Consider the following 19,213-nt stretch of genomic DNA (forward strand, 5'->3'; position numbering starts at 1 on the left):
GGCACCCGGGAACGCCGAAGGGCGCCCTCCCACTGGGAGGACGCCCTTCGGTCGTTCGCTGTGCGCCGCCAGGGACTCGAACCCCGGACCCGCTGATTAAGAGTCAGCTGCTCTAACCAACTGAGCTAGCGGCGCCTGCTGACAGGGGAAACATTACCTGGTCGGCGGCCGTTCGGTCTAATCGGTTCCTCATCCGCCGCCGCTGCCCGGGGGTGGCCCGCCCCGAAGTGCGGCCTTCCGGACATAACCGCCCATGTGGGATATCACTGGCCCGAACCCCCAGTCGTCGGAAGGTCCCGCCCGTGGCCCAGCTCTCCCTGCTCTTCCTGGTGCTGCTCGCCTCGGTGGTCACCATGCCGCTGGCCCGCCGCACGGGCGTGCCGCAGCCGGTGCTGATGACCGTGTTCGGGCTGGTCATGGCGCTGATCCCGCAGATCCCCAACATCGCCGTCGAACCGGGCCTGATCCTGCCGCTGGTGCTGCCGCCGCTGATCTTCGCGGTGGCCCGGCGCGCCTCGCTGCATTACTTCCGGGCCAACCTGCGCACCATCCTGCTGCTCGCGGTGGCCCTGGTGGTGGTCACCACCACGGCGGTCGCGGCGACCTTCCACGCGCTGGCGCCGGCCCTGCCGCTGGCCGCCGCGGTGGCGCTGGGCGCGCTGGTCTCGCCGCCGGACCCGGTGGCCGCGGTCGCGGTGGCGGGCAGCGTGGGGCTGCCCCGGCGACTGGTGGCGGTGCTGGAGAGCGAGGGGCTGTTCAACGACGTGACGGCGATCGTGATCTACGCGCTGGCCGTCGAGGCGTTGGTCAGCGGTGACTTCTCGGCCTGGCACGCCCTGCAGCGCTTCGTGCTCTCCGCGGTGCTGGCAGTGCTGGTCGGGATCGCGCTCGGCTGGCTGAACGCCCGGCTGGCCGCACTGCTGGCGGACCCGACCCAGCAGGTCGCGCTGAACCTGCTGGTCCCGTTCGCCGCCTACACGCTGGCCGAGGAGACCGAGGGCTCGGGGGTGCTGGCCGTCGTGGTCTGCGGCCTCTACCTGGCCGAACGGGCGGTCGACGCGGACGACGTCGGCTACCGGCTGGTCGGCGGCGCGTTCTGGGAGATCGTCGAGATCCTGATCACCGGCGTGGCGTTCGGCCTGATCGGCCTGGAGCTGGCCACCGTGCTGCGGGACGCCGGAGCGGGCTGGCAGGACATGCTCGGTGACGCCGCCCTGGTGATCGTCGTGGTGGTGCTGGTCCGGTTGCTCTGGCTGCTGCCGGCCGCCTGGATCTCCCGGCGGCTGAGCCGCGGCGAGGACGACGTGCCGCTCGGCTGGCGGGAGACCGTGGTGCTCTGGTGGTCCGGGATGCGCGGGGTGGCCACCGTCGCGCTGGCACTGGCCGTCCCGCTCACCGTGCACGGCGGCGCGGACTTCCCCGGCCGTGGCCGGATCATCCTGGTCGCGTTCTCCGTGGTCCTGTTCACCCTGCTGTTCCAGGGCCTCACGCTGCCCTGGCTGGTCCGGCTGCTCGGCATCGACCCGCACCTGGACCGCCGCGAGCAGCAGGAACGCCAGCTCTGGTGGCGAGCCGCCCGGGCCGGGCTGGACCGGTTGGCCGAACTGGAACACGAGGATGAACTCCCGCCGGAATTGGTGGAGAAACTGCGCACCCGCCAGCACGACCGGCTGGCCCGGCTCTGCCCCGAGCAGTACGAGGAGGACGAGTCCGCCGAGGTCCGCCGCCGGGTCGCCGCGCTGCGCCGACTGCGCGCGCTGGAACAGGAGTTGCTGGCGGCCTCGCGCCGCGAGGTGCTCGCCGCCCGCTCCGAGCCGGGGACCGATCCCGAGCTGGTCGACCAGGTGCTGCGCGGGCTCGACCTGCGATCGGCTCGTAAATGACCGCACCACGTCAGGTCGCGATGGCGCAAAGGGTGCTGACTCTTCCGTAGGCTGGGCCGGTCGATCCCGCCACAAGCACCGGCGGCCGGCCCGGTCCTTCCCCCCGGGTCGGACACCGTTGGTCAGACCGATTCGAGGAGAGAAACCGATGCCGGAGAACCCCGTCAGCGGCCGTACCCCCCTGGACCGCACCCCGCAGTGGGCCGCCCTCGGGAAGCACCGGGCGGACCTCGGCGAGCTGCACCTGCGCGAGCTGTTCGCCGCGGACCCGCGGCGCGGCAGCCGCTACTCGCTGCGGGTCGGTGACCTGCACGTGGACTACTCCAAGCAGCTGGTCACCGACGAGACGCTGGAGCTGCTGTACGCGCTGGCCGAGGCGACCGGCGTCGCCGAGCTGCGCGACGCGATGTTCCGCGGCGAGAAGATCAACGTCACCGAGGACCGCGCCGTCCTGCACACCGCGCTGCGGGCCCCGCGCGACGCGGTGATCGAGGTGGACGGCGTCAACGTGGTGCCGGGCGTGCACGCGGTGCTCGACAAGATGGCCGCCTTCGCCGACCGGGTGCGCAGCGGCGCGTGGACCGGTCACACCGGCAAGCGGATCCGCACCGTCGTCAACATCGGCATCGGTGGCTCGGACCTGGGCCCGGCGATGGCCTACGAGGCGCTGCGCTCCTACAGCCAGCGCGACCTCGCGTTCCGCTTCGTCTCCAACGTCGACCCCGCCGACCTGTACGAGGCGGTCCGCGACCTGGACGCCGCCGAGACGCTCTTCATCGTCGCCTCCAAGACCTTCACCACGATCGAGACCGTCACCAACGCGACCTCGGCCCGGACCTGGCTGCTCGACCAGCTGGGCGCCGGCCAGGAGGCGGTGGCCAAGCACTTCGTGGCGCTCTCCACCAACGCCCAGGGCGTCGCCGACTTCGGCATCGACGTCGAGAACATGTTCGAGTTCTGGGACTGGGTGGGCGGCCGCTACTCCTACGACTCGGCGATCGGCCTGTCGCTGATGATCGCCATCGGCCCGGAGCGCTTCCAGGAGATGCTGGACGGCTTCCGCCTGGTGGACGAGCACTTCAGGACCGCCCCGCTGGAGCAGAACGTCCCCTTCCTGCTCGGCCTGCTCGGCATCTGGTACGGCGCGTTCTTCGACGCCCAGTCGCACGCGGTGCTGCCCTACTCGCACTACCTCTCCAAGTTCACCGCCTACCTGCAGCAGCTGGACATGGAGTCCAACGGCAAGTCGGTGCAGCGCGACGGCAACCCGGTCGGCTGGACCACCGGCCCGGTGGTCTGGGGCACCCCCGGCACCAACGGCCAGCACGCCTACTACCAGCTGCTGCACCAGGGCACCAAGATGATCCCGGCCGACCTGATCGGCTTCGCCAAGCCGGTCGACGACCTGCCGGCCGCCCTGGCCCCCCAGCACGACCTGCTGATGGCCAACTTCTTCGCCCAGGCGCAGGCCTTCGCCTTCGGCAAGACCGCCGAGGAGGTCGCCGCCGAGGGTGTGCCGGCCCACCAGGTCCCGCACCGCACCTTCCGCGGCAACCACCCCACCACGGTGCTGCTCGCCGATGAGCTGACCCCGTCCGTCCTCGGCCAGCTGGTCGCGCTGTACGAGCACAAGGTCTTCGTGCAGGGCGCGGTCTGGAACATCGACTCCTTCGACCAGTGGGGCGTCGAGCTGGGCAAGGTGCTGGCCAAGCGGATCGAGCCGATCCTGCTCACCGGCGAGGGCGCCGACGCCCTCGACAGCTCCACCGCCGACCTGGTCGCCCGCTACCGCGAGCTCCGCGGGCGCTGACCGCGGGTCCCGTGACACGGGTCCGGCCCCGCACCTCCCGAGGCGCGGGGCCGGACCCGTTCGCGGTGGGGTCAGGCCGTCCGTATCTGGTCGGCGGCCCTCAGCAGTACCTGCCGCAGCGCCCGGGGGGCCGGTCGCTCGATGATCCGGTGCGCCAGCAGGCGATCAGCACCATGACGGCCGCGGTCCCGAGCACCGGACCCAGCGGGTTGACCTCTCGGCCGTAGTGCCGGAACACGGTCCAGTCGATCTCCTCGTGCGGCAGGTAGAGGGGGTACGTCACCGCGCCGGCCACGGTCAGCCACGACCACCGGACGGCCGAGAACCAGCCGGGCGCGACAGCGGCGATCAACAGGTAGAAGAACGCGACCAGCCCGAACACCGGCCGGTTCAGGTTGCCGGGGGCACTGGGAGCTCAGGTTTCGGCTGCCCCGCCACTCCAGTGGTCGCGGTGTCGTGAGTGCTTTCCCGGCCCCAGGAGCATGCCGATGATTGGTGACAGATCGCGTGAGTTGGCCGCGATGCTCTCCGGGCATCTCCCCGCGCCTGTGGTGCAGGACTTTCTCTCCTGTGTTCAGGCAGACGAAGCCGAGCTGGGACCAGGGATTCTCTGCGATGTCCTCTCCGACGAGGAGCAACCCCTGGCGCCGGCGAAAGTGGAGCTGATTCGCGAGCTCATTCAGGCCCTGGGGCTGCCAGCGAGATATATCCGATGTGTTGAGGAGCTGAAGACCGAGGAGTAGGCGAATCGGCACTGAAAGGCGAGGCCCAACCGGATCTGTAGCCGGGGCCCCGCCTTGCGGATGTGGTGGCGGACGGAAGGCCTCGGCGGGGCGGTGGCCGATGAAGGAACATCGGTCACCGCTGACTTGGGGATCAATCGGGGGCGCTGACGCCTTGTCCTGTGTGCGGCGACGGACCGGTCCGTGGTCACCTGCCAGGCGATGTGTGGGCCACTTGCCAAGTGGCTGCCGCGGACCGCTGGAGTGCGCGCGGTAAGCGTTCGCAAAACGATTGTGGGCCCCTTCGCCGAAGCGAAGAGGCCCACAATCCTCAGGTGCGCCGCCAGGGACTCGAACCCCGGACCCGCTGATTAAGAGTCAGCTGCTCTAACCAACTGAGCTAGCGGCGCCTGCTGACAGAGAAGACTGTAGCAGCGGGGGAGGGGCGGGCCAAAATCGAATACCGCTGGGCGGGAGTGGACGGGGTCACGCGGTGGGCAGGGGGTGGAGGTGGACCGGGCGGGGGGTGAGCGGGGTGCGGGCGACGGCGGGCTCGGGGTGCGCGGGGGCGTGCGGGGTGTCGTCGCCGCGGGCGGCGCGGACGCAGGCCCAGAGCAGGACGGCCGCGCCCGGGAGCCAGGGCTCGCGACTGTCGGGCGCGACCAGCCAGCGGCCGGGGCCGGCGCCGGGGGAGTCGGGCTGGTCGACCATGCGCTGCACGGGCGGGACGGTGACCGCGTCGCCCTGGCCGTGGCAGAGCAGCGGTGGGACGTCCCGGGCCCACTCCTCCCAGGCGAGCAGGGTGCGCAGCCGGGGGGCGGCGCCCGGCTGGACGAAGATCAGCAGTCGCCCCCGGTAGCTCGCGACCGGGCCGCAGCCCGGGCCGGAGGCCCAGAGCTCGGCCAGGACCCGGCGGCCGAACAGGGCCGGCATGCTCACCACGTCGAAGGCCCGGCCGCACGGGAGCACGGTCGGGGCCCAGGGACGCGACTCCCACAGCGCCCGCATGCTGCGCGGGTACTCGCTGGCGGAGGCCAGCCAGGCCTCGCCGGCCACCGTGAGGTACTCGACTGATTGATACGTCCAGATGTCCACGCGCAGCAGAGTGCTCCGGTGGCCGGCCGGGCGGCAACGAAAGCCGGGTTCGCCGGACAGGACGGCCCCCGGCGGCGTACGCTTTCCGGCCGCATATGCCAAGGACACCTGGCGGTGGGCTCAGTGGCCTTCCGCGCGCTGCTGTCGTTGCAGGCCACGACCGTAGTCGATCATTCGCGCCGCGTAGTCGGGCGTCCAGTCGACCCGGGCGCCGATCTCGGCGGGGGTGAGCGCGTCGAACCGTCGTGGGTCGGCCAGTTGGGCCGCCGCGAGGGCCTGGAAGTCGGTGGCCCGCTCCGCGGCGATCCGGAAGGCCAGCGCCAACTCGGTCGACCTGCGCAGCAGTTCCGCCGGGTCCTCGATGCTCTCCAGTTGGAAGAACCGCTCGGGTTCGGCGACCAGCGCGTCGGGTTCGAAGAGCAGCGGAGCCGGGCGCAGGCGGCGCGGCGGGTCTTGGCGATCTGGCATGCGGGGACACCTTCGGTACGAGGAACGGATCTCGGCCGCCGTCCATTGTCGCGCGCGGCACCCGGTCGGGGGAACGGTGCACCGGCCCGCACTCGCGCCCGGGGCGTACTTCGGCAGGTCGGGACGGGTCGAAAGCAGGGCAGGGCAGGTCGAAAGCAGGTCGAAAGCAGCTGGGAAGGGGGCGGGAAGGCAGGTCGAAGCAGGTGGGGAAGGGCAGAGCGAGTGGGATCAGCGCAGCCGGACCCGGTGCTCGGCGAGGTGGGCCAGCACCGCGTGGTTGGCCTCCCAGCCGTCCGGGAACTTGACCGTCACGCCCAGTTGCACCGGTTCGGTGGCCGGGTGTTCGTCGAGCAGCTCGGGGATGCCGGCCCGGGCCACCACGATGCAGGCGTGCCGATGTCGGGAGGCGAGCACGCACAGCCGCCCGGTCTCCAGGTGGAAGGCGGTGGCGTCGGGCCGGCCGGAGAGCGGGTGCAGGACGACCGTGACGTCGTACTCGCGCCCCTGCAGCCGGTTCGCGGTGTCCACCGTGACGGCCGGGCCGGCGGCCGGATCCACCGGCACGCCCAGCGCGGTGAGCGCGGCCCGGACGGCGGCCGCCTGGTCGCGGTGCGCGGTGCCGACGGCGATCCGGCCGGCGGCGAGCGGGGTGCGGCCCTGTTCGGAGTGCGCGCTCAGGCCGCGGTCGAGCAGCCGCCGGACGGTCGAGGCGACCGCGGCCACCGCCTGCGGGTCGGTCCGCACGGTGTGCCGGGCGGGCAGCTCCAGCAGCGCCCAGCCGTGCTCGGCGGCCTCGTCGATCGCCGCGTCGACCGCCGAACCGTCCGGTCGCACGGTGGGGACGAGCAGCCGGTCGCCCGGGCCGGTGCCGGAGCGGAACGGCGTGTAGGGGTAGAAGGCGGCGGAGATCAGCGGCGCGGCCGAGGTGGGCAGCCGCCAGGAGACCGGCAGCCGGTGCGGCACGATGGTCGGATTGTGTGCCAGCAGGGTGACCACCGCGCTGCTCGACGGGTCGTACGAGAGCCCGGCCCACTGCTCGGTGCCGACCACCGTGAACGGGTCCAACTGGCCGGGGTCGCCGACGAAGAGCGCCCGCTCGAAGAGCCGGGCGACGGCCAGCAGCGCGTCCGAGCGCATCTGGTAGGCCTCGTCCACGATCGCGTGCCGCCAGGGCCCGACCCCCTTCACCCACTGCCACTTGGCCGCGGTGGAGATCACCACGTCCTGCTCCAGCAGGTCGGCCGGCCTGGTCGAGGCGGTGACGTTGGCATGCCGCAGCGCCTCGGCGGCTGGTCGGGCGTCGCTGCTGTGCAGGCGGCCGACGGTCAGCCCGGGCGCCTTGCCGGCCAGCCGGTCGACCAGGTCGTCCACCTGGCTGTTGGTCTGCGCGACGATCATCAACCGCTCACCCGCGCCGACCAGTTCGCGCGCCGCCCGGACCACCAGGGTGGACTTGCCGGCCCCGGGCGGGGAGTCCACCACCACGCCGCGCGCGGCGTCGGCGGTCGGGCGGACGGTGGCGTCCAGGATCGCGGTGACGGCGGCGTCGGCCGCCGCGGCCGGGTCGGCGGCGGGCGAGGGCTGCAGAGGGCTCACGCGGTGGATCATTCCCACTCTTCGGCGGTGCCAGGCGAATCCTGGGCGGCGGACGGGGGACCACCGTGCGTCCACGGGGTGTCCTCCGGGTCGGGCAGTGGCGCGGACTGACGGGCGGTCAACTCGAAGAGCGTGAAGGTGACCCGCTCGCCGACCTCGGGCAGGCTGCCGGGCTCGGGCTCCTTGCGGCGGCCCATCCCGTTCAGCACCCGGACGGTGATCAGGCCGCCCGCCGGGTCGGCCGCGACGATCTCGGCCTTCTGGGCCGCCGGGCCGCCCGCCCGGTGCACCTCGCGGCCCGGGTCGGCGTGCGGCCGGTCGGTGGTGCGCACGGTCAGCAGCGGGCGCGGCCTGGGCGAACGCCCGGAGGTGTCCCAGTCCGGCACCAGCTCCACCACCACGCCGCTGAACGCCTCGCCGGCCAGCCGCCGTTCGGCCATCGCCAGCGGATCGTCCAGCGCCTCCTGGACCTCCACCCGGACCTGTTCGCGCTCGCGCTGGGCGAGCTTGCGGGCCGCGGTGACGGCGTCGTCCCGGCGGGGCTGCGGCGGCTCTCCGGCGGCCAGCCGGTCGCGGTGGCCGGTGTACGACCAGCGGTCGCTCTCCCAGCGCTCGGGCAGGTGCGCGGCCGGCGGCAGGGCGCGCAGCAGCTCCAAGCCGTGCCAGACGTCGTGCCAGGTCGGCAGCAGGACGGCGGTGAGCAGCTCGCGCAGCCGGTCCACCGCGTGCTGGACGGCCTGCCGGGCCTCCCGGGCGGCGGGGCTCCGCTCGCCGTGGGCGCCGGTCGCGTGGCGCAGCGCGGTGGCCGCGGTGTCGTAGCGGGCGATCGCGGGGGCGAGCAGCTTCTCGTCGAAGCGCGGGTCGGTGGCCGGGCCGGCCGGCGGGTGGCGCAGCTGGCCGTGCTCGTCCCGCTCGGTCTCGGCCAGTTGGGCGGCCTCGGCGCCGGTCAGGCCCGGCGGCGGGGCGTGCCAGGCGAGTTGGGCGGCCAGGTGCTGGTCCTCCAGGTGGCTCTGGCCGGTCGCCCAGTGCCGGGCGAGCAGGCCGGTCATCGGCAGCAGCAGGCTCGAACCGGGCACCTGGGCACGGTCGGTGAGGTGGGTCAGCCAGCGGCCGAGCAGCGGCACCCGGGCCGGCGCGGGGTACGGGCCCGGGTCCGGGTCCTCGGCGGTGCGGCGGAACCGGGTGGCCCGGCCGAGCAGCGCCAGGTGCCGCACCGAGCCGCTGTTCGGGACGATCAACTGCGGCGCGTCGGCACACAGTTCGCGGACCACCGGGGTCTGCTCGCCGGTCTCCGGGTCCCGCTCGGTGGCCTCCAGGTGCTCGACCTCGGCGCCGTAGGACTCCAGGTACGGCAGCAGGTCGTCGGCGAGCGCGGCCAGGAACTCGTAGCGGCGGGTCCTGTTGAGCGGCTGCGGCACCAGGTGCAGCCGGGGCTCGGCGCGATCGGTGCCGAGCAGCACGGCGAGCGGCGCGCCGTCCTCCACCGCGGCGGCGAGCGGGACCAGGACCAGTGGGCGCTCGGCGAGGTGCCGGTGACGGACGGTGGCCAGCGGCTCGGCGTGGCCACTGCGAACCGCCTCCAGCCGGGCCAGCGTGCTCAGCAGGCTCATCCGGCCACCTCGGCGAGGGGCGCGGTGTCTGTCGGGCGGCCCAGCGCCTCGGCCCGCAGCGCACCGGCCCGGGCCAGCCGGGCGGCCGCCTCGTCGTCCTCGCCGCAGCCCGTCGCCTCCCCGGGGTAGGCCGCCGCCAGCGCCTCGCGGACCGTGCGGATCCGGCCCAGGTCGGCCCGTACGCCGCTGCCCAGTTGCTCGACCGCGTCCGTGCCGCGGGCCTGCGCCCGGCAGTGGAAGCCTAGTTCGCAACCGGAGAGGCAGTCCGGGCGGTACGCGGCCGGCACTCCGTCCACCGCCGCCGCCAACTCGGCCGCCGACCTGGTCGGTTGACCAGCGGCGTCGGGCGCCAGGTCGAAACTGGTGCCGGCCGGCAGGGTGTCCAGCAACTGGTCGATCCGGGTCATCCGGGTGAACTGGCGCCGGGTTGAGGCCAGTTCGCGCCGGATGTCGATCACGGCGGCGGTCGGCCGCTGGCCGAAGTCGCGCGGGCAGACCAGCAGCACGTCCAACTCCGGGCTCCCGGGCGCGACTTCGTCGTCGTAGGGACCGCTCTTTGGACTCCGCCCGGCCGCCTCCTGGAGCGCCAGCACGTAGACCGCGGCCTGCCGGGCGGCCGCACCGACCTTCGCCGGATCGGCCGAACCGTCCAGTACCGGAAAGGACTTGATCTCCACGACGGTGCACCGGCCGGCGTGCACCACCACCGCGTCCGGTTCCAGGAAGGCGACCGAGCCGGCGACGGTCAGCCGCAGCATCGGGTGGTCGAGCAGCGTCCAGGCGGTCTCGTCCGCCACCGCCTCGGCCAGCGCCCGTGCCGTCCGCTCGGCGCGCACCGCCGGACCGGAGCCGGTCAGCAGGTCGGGCACCAGCACCCGGCCGGCCTCGCCCGGCGGCAGACCGAGCCGTGCGCGCAGCGGGTCGAGCAGCGCCGCACAGCCGTCGGCCTTCAGCCGGGCCTCGAAGACCGTGCCGCGGGCGATCGCGAAGGGGGAGCGGCCGAACGGCGCGGGCCGGCCCAGCCGCCCGGCCACCGCGGCCTTGTCCACCCCGGCCGCGTCGAGCACCGCGCGGCGTCGGCAGCCGGGATTGGCGGCCAGGGCGGCCAGCGCCCGGGCGTCGAGCCGGCGCTGCTCCGCGCCGCCGCGCAGGACCGCGAGCCGCTCGGCGATCGTCCGCTCGGCGGTCGCGGGCAGCCCGCGGGTGTCCGTGGGAGAGACGTTCATGGTGCTCGCCAGTGTCGCACCAGGGTCGGACAATCCGCGGCACCGCATGCCGGTCGGCCGGCACCGGACGGCGTCCCCGCAGGTAGCGGCCAGGGTGCTTCCCACCCGGAGCGACGGGTAGGCAATCATGGAGGGGCACGGTTCACGGCGCTCGGCGCCGCGCCCCCAGGTACCCAGGAGCTCCTTCGATGCCCGCTCGTCTGATCCTCGTCCGCCACGGCGAGACCGCGTGGTCCGAGAGCGGCCAGCACACCGGCCGCACCGACATCCCGCTCACCGACGCCGGCCGGGCGATGGCCCGGGCACTCGGCAAGCGGTTCCAGAAGGCGCCGTGGCGTGGCCTGCCCGACGCCCAGGTGTTCACCAGCCCGCTCTCCCGGGCCCGGGAGACCGCCGAGCTGGCGGGCTTCGGCGCGCGGGCGGTGGACCGCCCCGAGCTCATGGAGTGGGACTACGGCCTCTACGAGGGCCGCACCGGCGCCGACATCCGGCGCACCGACCACCCCGGCTGGCTGATCTGGCGCGACGGGGTGCCCGGCGGCGAGAAGCTCTCCGAGGTGGCGGCCCGCTGCGACGCCTTCCTGGCCGGCCTCAAGGACGACCACGGCACCCCGCACCCGGAGACCACCACCATGCACTGCGCGGACCGTGACGTGGTGCTGTTCGCGCACGGTCACCTGCTGCGGATCCTGGCCGCGCGCTGGCTGGGGCAGGCGCCGGAGTACGCGCAGCGGCTGAAGCTCGGCACGGCGGCGCTCTCGGTGCTGTCCTGGGAGTACGGCCTGCCCGCGATCGAGATCTGGAACGACCACAGCCACCTGGACACCATCACCGGCTGAGGAACGCGTCGGCCGTCAGGCGGCCGGCGAGCGGTCGTACCCGGTGAGGAAGGCCCGCACCTCGCGGACCGACTCGTGCCCGCGCAGGCGCGCCGCGGTGTCCGCGAGCATCGCCCGGATCCGGGCCGAGCGCACCTCGCCGAGCAGGGTCACCGCGGCCGAGCCGTACTCCGCGGCGCCGGCCAGGTCGCCCCGGCCCAGCCGGTCGTGCGCCAGCTCGGCGGTGTACAGCATCCGGTTGCGGACGAAGTGCGGCTGCTGCAGCGCGATCGCCCGGCCGGCCCGGTCGCTGGCCAGGTCCCACTCGCCCAGCGCCGACCAGCACTGCGACTCCAGGCCGGCCAGCTCGGCCTCGCCGAAGAAGGACATCCACTCCGGGTCGGCCTCGCTCTCGCCCCGGTCGAAGAGCGTGTGGGCGCGGCTCAGCGCCCGCTCACAGGCCGCCCGGTCCCGCAGTACCGCCCAGGCGCCGGCCTCGCGCAGCGCCAGCAGCGCCAGCAGCCGGTCGGAGTCGAGCTGGCGGGCGGCGCTCTGGCCGGCCTGGGCGGCCCGCAGTGCCTCCCGCGGGCGGCCGGCGTCGCGGGCCAGGAAGGCGCTGTTGCAGAAGACGTGCGCCTCCAGCGCGGTGTCGTTGGCCATCCGGGAGGTGGCCAGGGCCTCGGCGTAGAACGAGCGCGCGTCGGCCAGCCGGTTGGAGTCGTGCGCCAGCCAGCCGACCGAGATGGCCAGCTCCCCGGCGGTGGACTGGAGTCGGCGCTCGGTGGCGAGCGAGTACTCGCCCTCGTTCAGCAGGGTGTAGGCGCCGCGCAGCGACTGGCCGGCGAGGTCGAAGAGGTTGTCGGCACCGTGCGCGTCGTCGGCCTCCCGGATGTCCCGGACCGCCTGTTCGACGGCCTGGACGTCGGCCGCGCCGACTCTGCGCGGGGCGGGGACACGGGCGGGCGGCAGCGCGCTGCCGGGGACCGCGGCCCGGGCGGGGTCGTCAAGGCCGAGCACGGCGGCCAGGGCGGTCGGGCCGCCGCCCAGGAACGTACGGCGACGCACGTCGTCGTTCTCCTCGTCGGGATGGCGCGGGGTGGGCGGCGTGACGCGCCGGGCCGGGGGCAGGCCGCGGAACGCCGTCCGGGGGGTGAAGCCGAGGTCCGTCAGCGACCGGTCCGGCCAGAGGTGGCGGAAGACGCGCTCGTAGGCGTAGTTGGGACAGCGGATCTCGCCGGCCTCGACCCGGCCGATGTACCGGGCGTCGCAGGACACGTGCTCACCGATCTCCCGGGCCGCCCGGCGGATCACGACGGCGAACTCGGCCGGCGAGCGGTCACCGCGCAGCTCGCGCATCGCGGTGTTGGGGGTGGGCGCGGCGGGTGCGGTGGCTGCCATGGTGCGCTCCGGGGTGGTGCGGGGCGGTGCCGGTGGTACGGCGCGGGCCCGGGTACGGCTGGGTACGGAGGTGCGCGGTGGTGCGGAGGCGCCCCGGCGGGACCGGAAGGGGCGACCGGGGCAGGTGGCTCGACAGTACCGGCTGTGACCGGGGGTGCAGGGCGTAAGTGCGGGAAAATGTCGGCTATTTGATGTCAAAACAGACATATCTCTGGGCTTCTGCCATGAAATGCCATGGCCTGCTGTGAGTCGCCCCGTGGCCATCTGGGCGATCGGCCCGTTGTGTTGATAACTGGAGGCCGAGTAGCACGGGACCCCTCGGTCACATTCATACCATCAGTTCACTTGTCTCACTGACGCTACCTCAACTCGCTTCGCCAGCGGTGGGGTTGCGCAGCTGGGGTGCGAACGCGAGGGAAACAGGAGGCCCGCATGATGCCCACCGGGACGCCGTCCACCGGAACCCCACCGTTCCGCGGCCTGGTCGCCGGGGGCACCCCGGACCGGGGGGCGGGCGCCGGGGCGGGGCGGCCGGCGCCGGTCACCGTGGTCGCACCGCCGCCGTCCGCGGCGGCCGGAGCGCCGGACCGCCGGCGCGGCAGTGAGACCGTGACGGTGTCACTGCGCCACGGGCTGGAGACCCTGGACATCCTGCGGCTCCGCCGGGCCTGCGGCTCGGCCCTGCAGAGCCCCGCCGGGGCCACCATCTCCTTCGTGGTCCCGGCCGGCACCGCCGAGCGCTGGCACCTGCCCGGCACCTCGTGTACGGCCGGCACCCTGCCCGCCAGCTCGACCGACCCCCGCTGGCTGGTCCCACCGGCCGCCGACGGGACCCCGGCCGCCACCGACCCCTGGGTCCTCCGCTCCGCCCTCTGCGAGGCCGCCTGCACGCTGACCGCCGGCGGCCTCGGTCCGTTCTGAGCCCGGTCGCGTCCCAGTGCAGTCCCGTCCCCGCCCGGTCCCGTGGCCCACCTGCGCTTTCGTCCGGGAGATACTCGCTCCATGGGACGAGACCAACGAGCCTCCCGCGGCCGCCGCGGCGCCCCCGTCACCCCGGGCGAGCCGGCCGCCGCGAACACCCCCCGCGCCCGGCGCACCGACACCGGCCTCGCCGAACTCGTCCCGGACCGCGAGCGCCCGCAGGCCTGGTCGCTGCTCCTCGACGGTGCGCCGCAGTCCCACGTGGACCTCGCCGACCCCACCCGGCTCGGCTTCGAGTACCAGCGCCGGCTCGGACACGTGGCCGACCTCGTCGCGCCGCAGGGCCGGCCGATCCAGGCGCTCCACCTCGGCGGGGGCGCGCTCACCCTGCCCCGCTACGTCGCCGCGACCCGACCCCGCTCCCGGCAGCAGGTCGCCGAACTCGACGCCGCGCTGACCGAGTGGGTCCGTGCCGAACTCCCGTTGCAGCCCGGCTGGCAGATCAAGGTGCGCGGCGCGGACGCCCGGACGGTGCTCGAACGCGCTCCCGGGGGTGGCGCGGACCTGGTGATCGCCGACGTCTTCTCGGGGGCCCGGGTCCCCGCCCACTGCGCCACCGTCGAGTTCGCCGCCCTGGCCGCCCGGGCCCTCGCACCGGGTGGCCTGTACACGGCCAACATCACCGACGGCTCGACGCTGGCCTTCGCCCGCGCCCAGGTGGCCACCCTGCTCGCGGTCTTCCCCGAGGTGGCGCTGATCGCCGACCCGGCCGTGCTGCGCGGCAAGCGCTTCGGCAACCTGATCCTGGTGGCCGGCCACACCGCACTCCCGATCGCCGAACTGACCCGCCGCACGGCCTCCGACTCGGTCCTCGGCCGCGTGGAGCACGGCCGGGACCTGGCCGCCTTCACCGGCGGCGCGGCGATCGCCACCGACACCACCGCGGCGCCCTCCCCGGCACCGCCCCCCGGAACCTTCCACCCCGCACCCCGCTGACCCCCGCCGTCCCACCTTCCCCGGGCGCGCCGCCGTTCCCGGGGTGCGGCACCCGACCCAGCGTGTCAGTGCCCGCGCGGGAGGCCCCGGTGCTTGTACATCGCCGCGCCGGTGAGTAGCAGGCCGGCCGCGATCGGGACGAAGACGGCGTCCTGCGAACCCGTGGCGGCCAGCGGCCCGATGTTCACCGGGCGGTGCGCGGTCGCGGCCGGGGTGCTGTCCTCGGCCAGGCCGATCGCCGGTACGGTCGTGGGGACTCCGCGCTGGGCGTCGACGGCGAGCCGGTCGCTGTCCCAGGAGGCGGCGAGTTCGACGCTCCGGGCCGCGAGGACGGTGCCCGAGCCGTCGGTGGCGGCGGGGGCGCTCGGGCGTTCGACGGATCCGCCCGGCCGTCCGAAGTCGCTTCCCGGCTCGGTCCACGCCTGCTCCGCCGTGCCGGTCCCCGAACCGTCCTCGCCGTTCGACGCGCCGTCCGGGACGGCCGCCCCGCCGTGGCTCGCCACCCCGCCCGCGCCGGGGTGCGCCGGGCGCGCACCGGCCCCGCCCGTCCCGGACGGCTGCCCGTGCGGCCGCACCTGGGCCGGCACCGTGGACAGCAGCACCGAGGCGATGGTGAAGGCGTCCGGCACTGCCGCGACCTGCCCCGGCAGCGGCAGGTCGCCTGCCTTGATCCGGCTGTGCAGCAGCTGGTCGACGGTCCCGGTCGGTCGGCCGGCGGCCACCGGACCCGCCGTCCCCACCACCCCGTTGACCGCGCCCACCGCCGCGCCGGCCGGGTCCCCGGCGCGCCCGGCACCGCCGGGGACGAGTGTCCCGCCCAGGTCCGTGACCCGGACGGTGTCGGTGAGCGGCCTGGCGGTCACCGCGGCAGCGCTCTGCACGCCGAGGCCGAGTCCCCAGACCTGGGCCAGCATCGCTCCACCGGCCGCCAGGGTACGGGGACGCGGCCGAGGTACCCGCCAGCCGCCCGCGCCGCTCCGTCCGCTCGCAACGGTCCGGCCGGTCGTCGGGGTGGCGGGCTGCGGATCGGACGCGCGATTGACTCCCACGCAAGGGGGAACGAGTCGCCCACCCGGGAGGTCACGCCGACTGCCGTCCCCGCCGATGCGGTAGGAACGGTGGTGGTTTTCGGCCGATCTGACGTCGGTCCGTCGCCCACCGGGCGGCGCGTCCCCCCGACGCTCCGTCAGAGCCGCCCTCAGGCCGACCCACCCCGAGCGAGACTCAGGAGTTGGGACGCAGGGTCCAGAGCACCGTCATCTCACCGGTCACCGCGCCGTCCTCGCGGGTGATCTCCACCGCCACCGGGAACTCCGGCCGCTGCCCCGCGTCGAGTTCCGCGACGATCTCCGCCACCGGGCGCCCGAGCGTCGCGGTGGCCGTGACCGGGCCCATCGCCAGCTTGCGGTAGGCGATCTCCGCGCTGACGGCCAGCGGCACGGCCCGGGAGAGCTGGTCCCCGAAGGCGGCCAGCACGATGCAGCCGCTCGCGGACTCGCCGAGGGTGAACATCGCGCCGGCGTGCGGCCCGCCCACGTGGTTGTGGAACTCGGCCTGGTCCGGCAGCTGCAGCACCGCCCGCTCCGGGCTCGTCTCCAGGTAGACGAGGTTCAGGGTGCGAGCCATCGGGACGGTGGAGGCGAGCAGCTCGCCGATCGTGGGTGTGGTCATGCCGTCATGTTACTTGCCGGTAGCTTCATTGGGCAGGGGGATCCGTCGTCGGATTTCCGCGCCCCGCCAGGCGATGCCGGGGAATGCCCGGAAATGCCATGAGGGCCTGATCTCCAGGAGATCAGGCCCTCATGTGCTGGGGTGAGTGACGGGACTCGAACCCGCGACCACCTGGACCACAACCAGGTGCTCTACCAACTGAGCTACACCCACCATCTGTGCGGCGCGTTCCCGCTCCGACAGGAAGAACTCTACAGGATCGGAGCGGGTGCTCGCGCCAGGGTTCGCCCCCTCGGCGGGCCGAGTGACCGAGGCCACTCGCGCGCGCCGCGACACCGGGCCCGGAACCGCCGAAGGGCGGCGACCGGGTCTCCGGTCGCCGCCCCGAGCTGGGCCGATGCCCTCGGTCAGGCGGAGGGGAGTTGGTGCTTGGCGGCCACCGCGCGGGCCGTGTCGCCGTCCGGGCCGGGCGGTGGCACGAACACCGCCTCGCGGTAGTACCGGAGTTCGGCGATGCTCTCCCGGATGTCCGCCAACGCCCGGTGGCTGCCGCCCTTCTGTGGGCTGTTGTAGTACGCCTTCGGGTACCAGCGCCGGGCCAGCTCCTTGATCGACGAGACGTCCACGATCCGGTAGTGCAGGTGGTTCTCCAGGCTCGGCATGTCCCGGGCGAGGAACCCGCGGTCGGTGGCGACCGAGTTCCCGCAGAGCGGGGCCTTGCCCGCTTCCGGCACATGCGCCCGGATGTAATCGAGCACCAGCTTCTCGGCCTCGGCCAGGGAGACCCCGTCGGCGAGCTCGGTGAGCAGACCGGAGGCGGTGTGCATCTCGCGTACCACCTCCGGCATGGTCGCCAGAGCCTCGTCCGGCGGGCGGATCACGATGTCCACGCCCTCGCCGAGGATGTTGAGCTCGGAGTCGGTGACCAGCGCCGCGACCTCGATCAGGGCATCCCGATCGAGGTCCAGGCCGGTCATTTCACAGTCGATCCACACCAAACGGTCGTTCACACCCCTCACCCTACGGCGCGATCTCGGGAGGCGGGCAGCGGGAGACCGCCGACGGGCCCCGGGGGGTCGTCGGGGTGGCCGGGCCGACGGGCGTCTGGCGCGGTGTCAGCCGCTCGCCGGGCGTCCGGACCGGCCACCGCCCCGGGGACGCCCGGCAGGCCGCCGAGACCGGCGGCCGGGTCCGGTGCGGCGCCGTCCCGTGGCGGGGCCGCGGGGGGCTCCCCGTCGGTCCGGCCCTCGGCCCGTCCGACCTCCCGTCGCGCGGGGTCGGGACGGTGCCCGGAGCCCTTGCCACGGGCACCCGGCTGGGGGTGGCCGTCCTCGGCGACGGCGTGCTCCACCGGCCGGGCCGGGCCGCGCCGCGGGGCGGGGCCGCTCTGCGGCGGGACGAGCGGTCGCAGCCGCCCGGACTGCGGGACGCCGGGTGCCTTCGCCGCCCGTCCCGCGCCGCCGCCCGGACCGCCCGGCAGCACCGGTCCGAACGAGGCCGCCGCACCGAACTGGCCGCTCGTCCCCGGACCGGTCACCGCGCCGGGCAGCGACCCCGCGCCGAGCCCCGGCAGCGGACCGCAGGCCGGACCCGTCGCGCCCGGATGGCCGGCCCCCGCCACCGGTCCGGGCGGCGGCACCGACGCGGCGTACGGTCCACCCGCCGGCCCGACCGCCGCCCCCGCGGGCACCCCGGCCGGCCGCTCCGCGCCGCCACCCTGGGCGGGCACGCCGACGGCCGGGCCGGGGCCGGGCCGACGGGCCCGGTAGCTGGTCCGGTACGCGGCGGGGGAGACCCCGAGCTGGCGCCGGAAGTGACCGCGCAGCGCCACCGGCGAGCGGAAGCCGCAGCGCCGCGCCACGTCGTCGACCGACAGCTCGGACGTCTCCAGCAGCCGCTGGGCCTGCAGCACCCGCTGGGTGATCAGCCACTGCAGCGGCGCGCTGCCGGTGAGCGTGCGGAACCGCCGGTCGAAGGTGCGCCGGCTCATGTAGGCGCGGGCCGCCAGCACCTCGACGTCGAACTGCTGGTTCAGGTTCTCCAGGGCCCAGGTCACGACCTCGGCGAGCGGGTCGTTACCGATCTCTTCTGGTAATGACTGATCGATGTACTGGGCCTGCCCGCCGCCGCTGCGGCGGTTGGGTACCACCAGGCGCCGGGCCAGCGCGTTGGCCGCCTCGGCGCCGTGGTCGCTGCGCACCACGTGCAGGCAGAGGTCGATGCCGGCCGCGGTGCCGGCGGAGGTGAGCACGTCGCCGTCGTCGACGAAGAGTTCGCGCGGGTCGACGTGCACCCGCGGATAGCGCTTGGCCAGGGTCGGCGCGTACATCCAGTGGGTGGTGGCGGGCCGGCCGTCCAGCAGGCCGGCGGCGGCCAGCACGAAGGCGCCGGTACAGAGGCCGATGATCCGCGCGCCCTCGTGGTGCGCCTTGCGCAGCGCGGCGATCGCCTCGACCGGCGGCGGCTGGGAGATCGATCGCCAGGCCGGGACCACGATGGTGCCGGCCCGGGCGAGCGCCTCCAGCCCGAACGGCGCGGTGAGCGTGACGCCGCCGGTGGTGGTGAGCGGGCCGTCCTCGCCCGCGCAGACCAGCAGGCGGTAGCGCGGGACGCCCGCGTCCTGGCGGTCCACCCCGAAGACGGAGAGCGGGATCGAGCTCTCGAAGATCGGCGCGCCGCCGAAGATCAGCACGGCCACCGTCTCGCGCCGGCGCCGGCCGGAGAGCTTGCGCGGCAGCACGCCGGCCAGCGGGCCGGCGGCCGACCCGGAACCGCCCGGGCCGCCGCTCACGTTGGCGGTCACCGGCCCGGCGACCGAGCTGTGCTGGGCGACACCGGCGTACTCCTGAGGGATCGTCCGGCCGAACGCGGCGCGCAGCGCGGAGCCGTTCACGGCGGACGCGCCGTCCGGCGCGGGCGCGGAGCCGCCGTACGGCCCCACGGGGCCGGGGCCGGTGGCCGCGGGATCGGCGGTGAGGTAGGGGCGGGCGTGCGGTGCG

16 protein-coding genes, 3 tRNA genes and 1 pseudogene are annotated in these 19,213 nt (G+C 74.5%); 6 read left to right on the forward strand and 14 right to left on the reverse strand.

What is annotated here, in order from left to right; all coding sequences use genetic code 11:
- Nucleotides 1–61 precede the first annotated feature (61 nt).
- A tRNA-Lys gene (locus ACZ38L_RS15010) sits at nucleotides 62–135 on the reverse strand.
- A gap of 167 nt (nucleotides 136–302) precedes the next feature.
- Here ACZ38L_RS15010 and ACZ38L_RS15015 point away from each other — a divergent pair.
- Both ACZ38L_RS15015 and pgi read left to right on the forward strand, forming a co-directional pair.
- Complete coding sequence (locus ACZ38L_RS15015) at nucleotides 303–1,883, forward strand: Na+/H+ antiporter (protein WP_465692917.1); 1,581 nt, start codon at nucleotides 303–305, stop codon at nucleotides 1,881–1,883.
- Between the two features lie 148 nt (nucleotides 1,884–2,031).
- Nucleotides 2,032–3,693 carry a glucose-6-phosphate isomerase gene (pgi, locus tag ACZ38L_RS15020; RefSeq protein WP_465692919.1) on the forward strand — a complete coding sequence of 554 codons (1,662 nt, stop codon included), beginning with the start codon at nucleotides 2,032–2,034 and terminating at the stop codon, nucleotides 3,691–3,693.
- Nucleotides 3,694–3,793: 100 nt separating this feature from the next.
- Here the strand turns inward: pgi and ACZ38L_RS15025 are convergent, their stop codons facing one another.
- The gene (locus ACZ38L_RS15025; protein ID WP_465692923.1) at nucleotides 3,794–4,075 is read right to left on the reverse strand and encodes a hypothetical protein; all 282 of its coding nucleotides are present in this window, start codon (nucleotides 4,073–4,075) and stop codon (nucleotides 3,794–3,796) included.
- A 106-nt stretch (nucleotides 4,076–4,181) separates the two neighbouring features.
- Here ACZ38L_RS15025 and ACZ38L_RS15030 point away from each other — a divergent pair, with 106 nt between their 5' ends.
- Nucleotides 4,182–4,436, forward strand: a complete 255-nt coding sequence (locus ACZ38L_RS15030) for a hypothetical protein (RefSeq protein WP_465692926.1) — start codon at nucleotides 4,182–4,184, stop codon at nucleotides 4,434–4,436.
- Between the two features lie 315 nt (nucleotides 4,437–4,751).
- On the opposite strand, the gene ACZ38L_RS15035 is transcribed toward ACZ38L_RS15030, so the two are convergent.
- The 6 genes from ACZ38L_RS15035 to ACZ38L_RS15060 form a co-directional block, all read right to left on the reverse strand.
- Nucleotides 4,752–4,825: transfer RNA gene (locus tag ACZ38L_RS15035), tRNA-Lys, on the reverse strand.
- Between the two features lie 76 nt (nucleotides 4,826–4,901).
- On the reverse strand, nucleotides 4,902–5,510 hold the full coding sequence (locus ACZ38L_RS15040) for a bifunctional DNA primase/polymerase (RefSeq protein WP_465692928.1): 609 nt from the start codon (nucleotides 5,508–5,510) through the stop codon (nucleotides 4,902–4,904).
- A gap of 120 nt (nucleotides 5,511–5,630) precedes the next feature.
- A complete protein-coding gene (locus ACZ38L_RS15045; RefSeq protein ID WP_396568236.1) occupies nucleotides 5,631–5,978 on the reverse strand; it encodes a hypothetical protein in 348 nt (115 codons plus the stop codon).
- Nucleotides 5,979–6,206: 228 nt separating this feature from the next.
- Nucleotides 6,207–7,565 carry an AAA family ATPase gene (locus ACZ38L_RS15050; RefSeq protein WP_465692985.1) on the reverse strand — a complete coding sequence of 453 codons (1,359 nt, stop codon included), beginning with the start codon at nucleotides 7,563–7,565 and terminating at the stop codon, nucleotides 6,207–6,209.
- A gap of 17 nt (nucleotides 7,566–7,582) precedes the next feature.
- On the reverse strand, nucleotides 7,583–9,184 hold the full coding sequence (locus tag ACZ38L_RS15055) for a hypothetical protein (protein WP_465692930.1): 1,602 nt from the start codon (nucleotides 9,182–9,184) through the stop codon (nucleotides 7,583–7,585).
- Entirely contained in the window at nucleotides 9,181–10,410 is a 1,230-nt protein-coding gene (locus ACZ38L_RS15060) for a hypothetical protein (protein ID WP_465692934.1), read from the reverse strand. Before ACZ38L_RS15060 ends, ACZ38L_RS15055 begins: the two co-directional genes overlap by 4 nt.
- A gap of 188 nt (nucleotides 10,411–10,598) precedes the next feature.
- On the opposite strand from ACZ38L_RS15060, the gene ACZ38L_RS15065 reads away from it, so the two are divergent.
- Entirely contained in the window at nucleotides 10,599–11,249 is a 651-nt protein-coding gene (locus tag ACZ38L_RS15065; protein ID WP_465692936.1) for a histidine phosphatase family protein, read from the forward strand.
- 15 nt (nucleotides 11,250–11,264) lie between these two features.
- Here ACZ38L_RS15065 and ACZ38L_RS15070 read toward each other — a convergent pair whose 3' ends face one another.
- The gene (locus tag ACZ38L_RS15070; RefSeq protein WP_465692940.1) at nucleotides 11,265–12,626 is read right to left on the reverse strand and encodes a tetratricopeptide repeat protein; all 1,362 of its coding nucleotides are present in this window, start codon (nucleotides 12,624–12,626) and stop codon (nucleotides 11,265–11,267) included.
- 432 nt (nucleotides 12,627–13,058) lie between these two features.
- Between ACZ38L_RS15070 and ACZ38L_RS15075 the strand changes: the two genes are divergently transcribed.
- Together ACZ38L_RS15075 and ACZ38L_RS15080 are read left to right on the forward strand one after the other, a co-directional pair.
- The gene (locus tag ACZ38L_RS15075) at nucleotides 13,059–13,547 is read left to right on the forward strand and encodes a hypothetical protein (protein ID WP_465692943.1); all 489 of its coding nucleotides are present in this window, start codon (nucleotides 13,059–13,061) and stop codon (nucleotides 13,545–13,547) included.
- A gap of 81 nt (nucleotides 13,548–13,628) precedes the next feature.
- Entirely contained in the window at nucleotides 13,629–14,543 is a 915-nt protein-coding gene (locus tag ACZ38L_RS15080) for a spermidine synthase (RefSeq protein WP_465692945.1), read from the forward strand.
- Nucleotides 14,544–14,608: 65 nt separating this feature from the next.
- Here ACZ38L_RS15080 and ACZ38L_RS15085 read toward each other — a convergent pair whose 3' ends face one another.
- From ACZ38L_RS15085 to ACZ38L_RS15105, 5 genes and pseudogenes are all read right to left on the reverse strand, one after another.
- On the reverse strand, nucleotides 14,609–15,457 hold the full coding sequence (locus ACZ38L_RS15085) for a hypothetical protein (RefSeq protein WP_465692948.1): 849 nt from the start codon (nucleotides 15,455–15,457) through the stop codon (nucleotides 14,609–14,611).
- 310 nt (nucleotides 15,458–15,767) lie between these two features.
- A complete protein-coding gene (locus tag ACZ38L_RS15090; RefSeq protein ID WP_396568244.1) occupies nucleotides 15,768–16,214 on the reverse strand; it encodes a DUF4442 domain-containing protein in 447 nt (148 codons plus the stop codon).
- Nucleotides 16,215–16,351: 137 nt separating this feature from the next.
- Nucleotides 16,352–16,427: transfer RNA gene (locus ACZ38L_RS15095), tRNA-His, on the reverse strand.
- 194 nt (nucleotides 16,428–16,621) lie between these two features.
- The gene (orn, locus tag ACZ38L_RS15100) at nucleotides 16,622–17,224 is read right to left on the reverse strand and encodes an oligoribonuclease (RefSeq protein ID WP_465692951.1); all 603 of its coding nucleotides are present in this window, start codon (nucleotides 17,222–17,224) and stop codon (nucleotides 16,622–16,624) included.
- A gap of 554 nt (nucleotides 17,225–17,778) precedes the next feature.
- Nucleotides 17,779–19,005: pseudogene (locus tag ACZ38L_RS15105) on the reverse strand (helix-turn-helix domain-containing protein); the annotation flags it as partial.
- Between the last annotated feature and the right edge of the window lie 208 nt (nucleotides 19,006–19,213).

The sequence above is a fragment of the Kitasatospora sp. NPDC024654 genome (genome assembly GCF_055559155.1).

Excerpts from the sequence above, each read along its gene's own strand:
- pgi (WP_465692919.1), top strand. The coding sequence starts at position 2,032 with ATGCCGGAGAACCCCGTCAGCGGCCGTACCCCCCTGGACCGCACCCCG.
- ACZ38L_RS15045 (WP_396568236.1), bottom strand. The coding sequence starts at position 5,978 with ATGCCAGATCGCCAAGACCCGCCGCGCCGCCTGCGCCCGGCTCCGCTG.
- ACZ38L_RS15055 (WP_465692930.1), bottom strand. The coding sequence starts at position 9,184 with ATGAGCCTGCTGAGCACGCTGGCCCGGCTGGAGGCGGTTCGCAGTGGC.
- ACZ38L_RS15030 (WP_465692926.1), top strand. The coding sequence starts at position 4,182 with ATGATTGGTGACAGATCGCGTGAGTTGGCCGCGATGCTCTCCGGGCAT.
- ACZ38L_RS15080 (WP_465692945.1), top strand. The coding sequence starts at position 13,629 with ATGGGACGAGACCAACGAGCCTCCCGCGGCCGCCGCGGCGCCCCCGTC.
- ACZ38L_RS15060 (WP_465692934.1), bottom strand. The coding sequence starts at position 10,410 with ATGAACGTCTCTCCCACGGACACCCGCGGGCTGCCCGCGACCGCCGAG.
- ACZ38L_RS15085 (WP_465692948.1), bottom strand. The coding sequence starts at position 15,457 with ATGCTGGCCCAGGTCTGGGGACTCGGCCTCGGCGTGCAGAGCGCTGCC.
- ACZ38L_RS15075 (WP_465692943.1), top strand. The coding sequence starts at position 13,059 with ATGATGCCCACCGGGACGCCGTCCACCGGAACCCCACCGTTCCGCGGC.
- ACZ38L_RS15090 (WP_396568244.1), bottom strand. The coding sequence starts at position 16,214 with ATGACCACACCCACGATCGGCGAGCTGCTCGCCTCCACCGTCCCGATG.
- ACZ38L_RS15070 (WP_465692940.1), bottom strand. The coding sequence starts at position 12,626 with ATGGCAGCCACCGCACCCGCCGCGCCCACCCCCAACACCGCGATGCGC.
- ACZ38L_RS15065 (WP_465692936.1), top strand. The coding sequence starts at position 10,599 with ATGCCCGCTCGTCTGATCCTCGTCCGCCACGGCGAGACCGCGTGGTCC.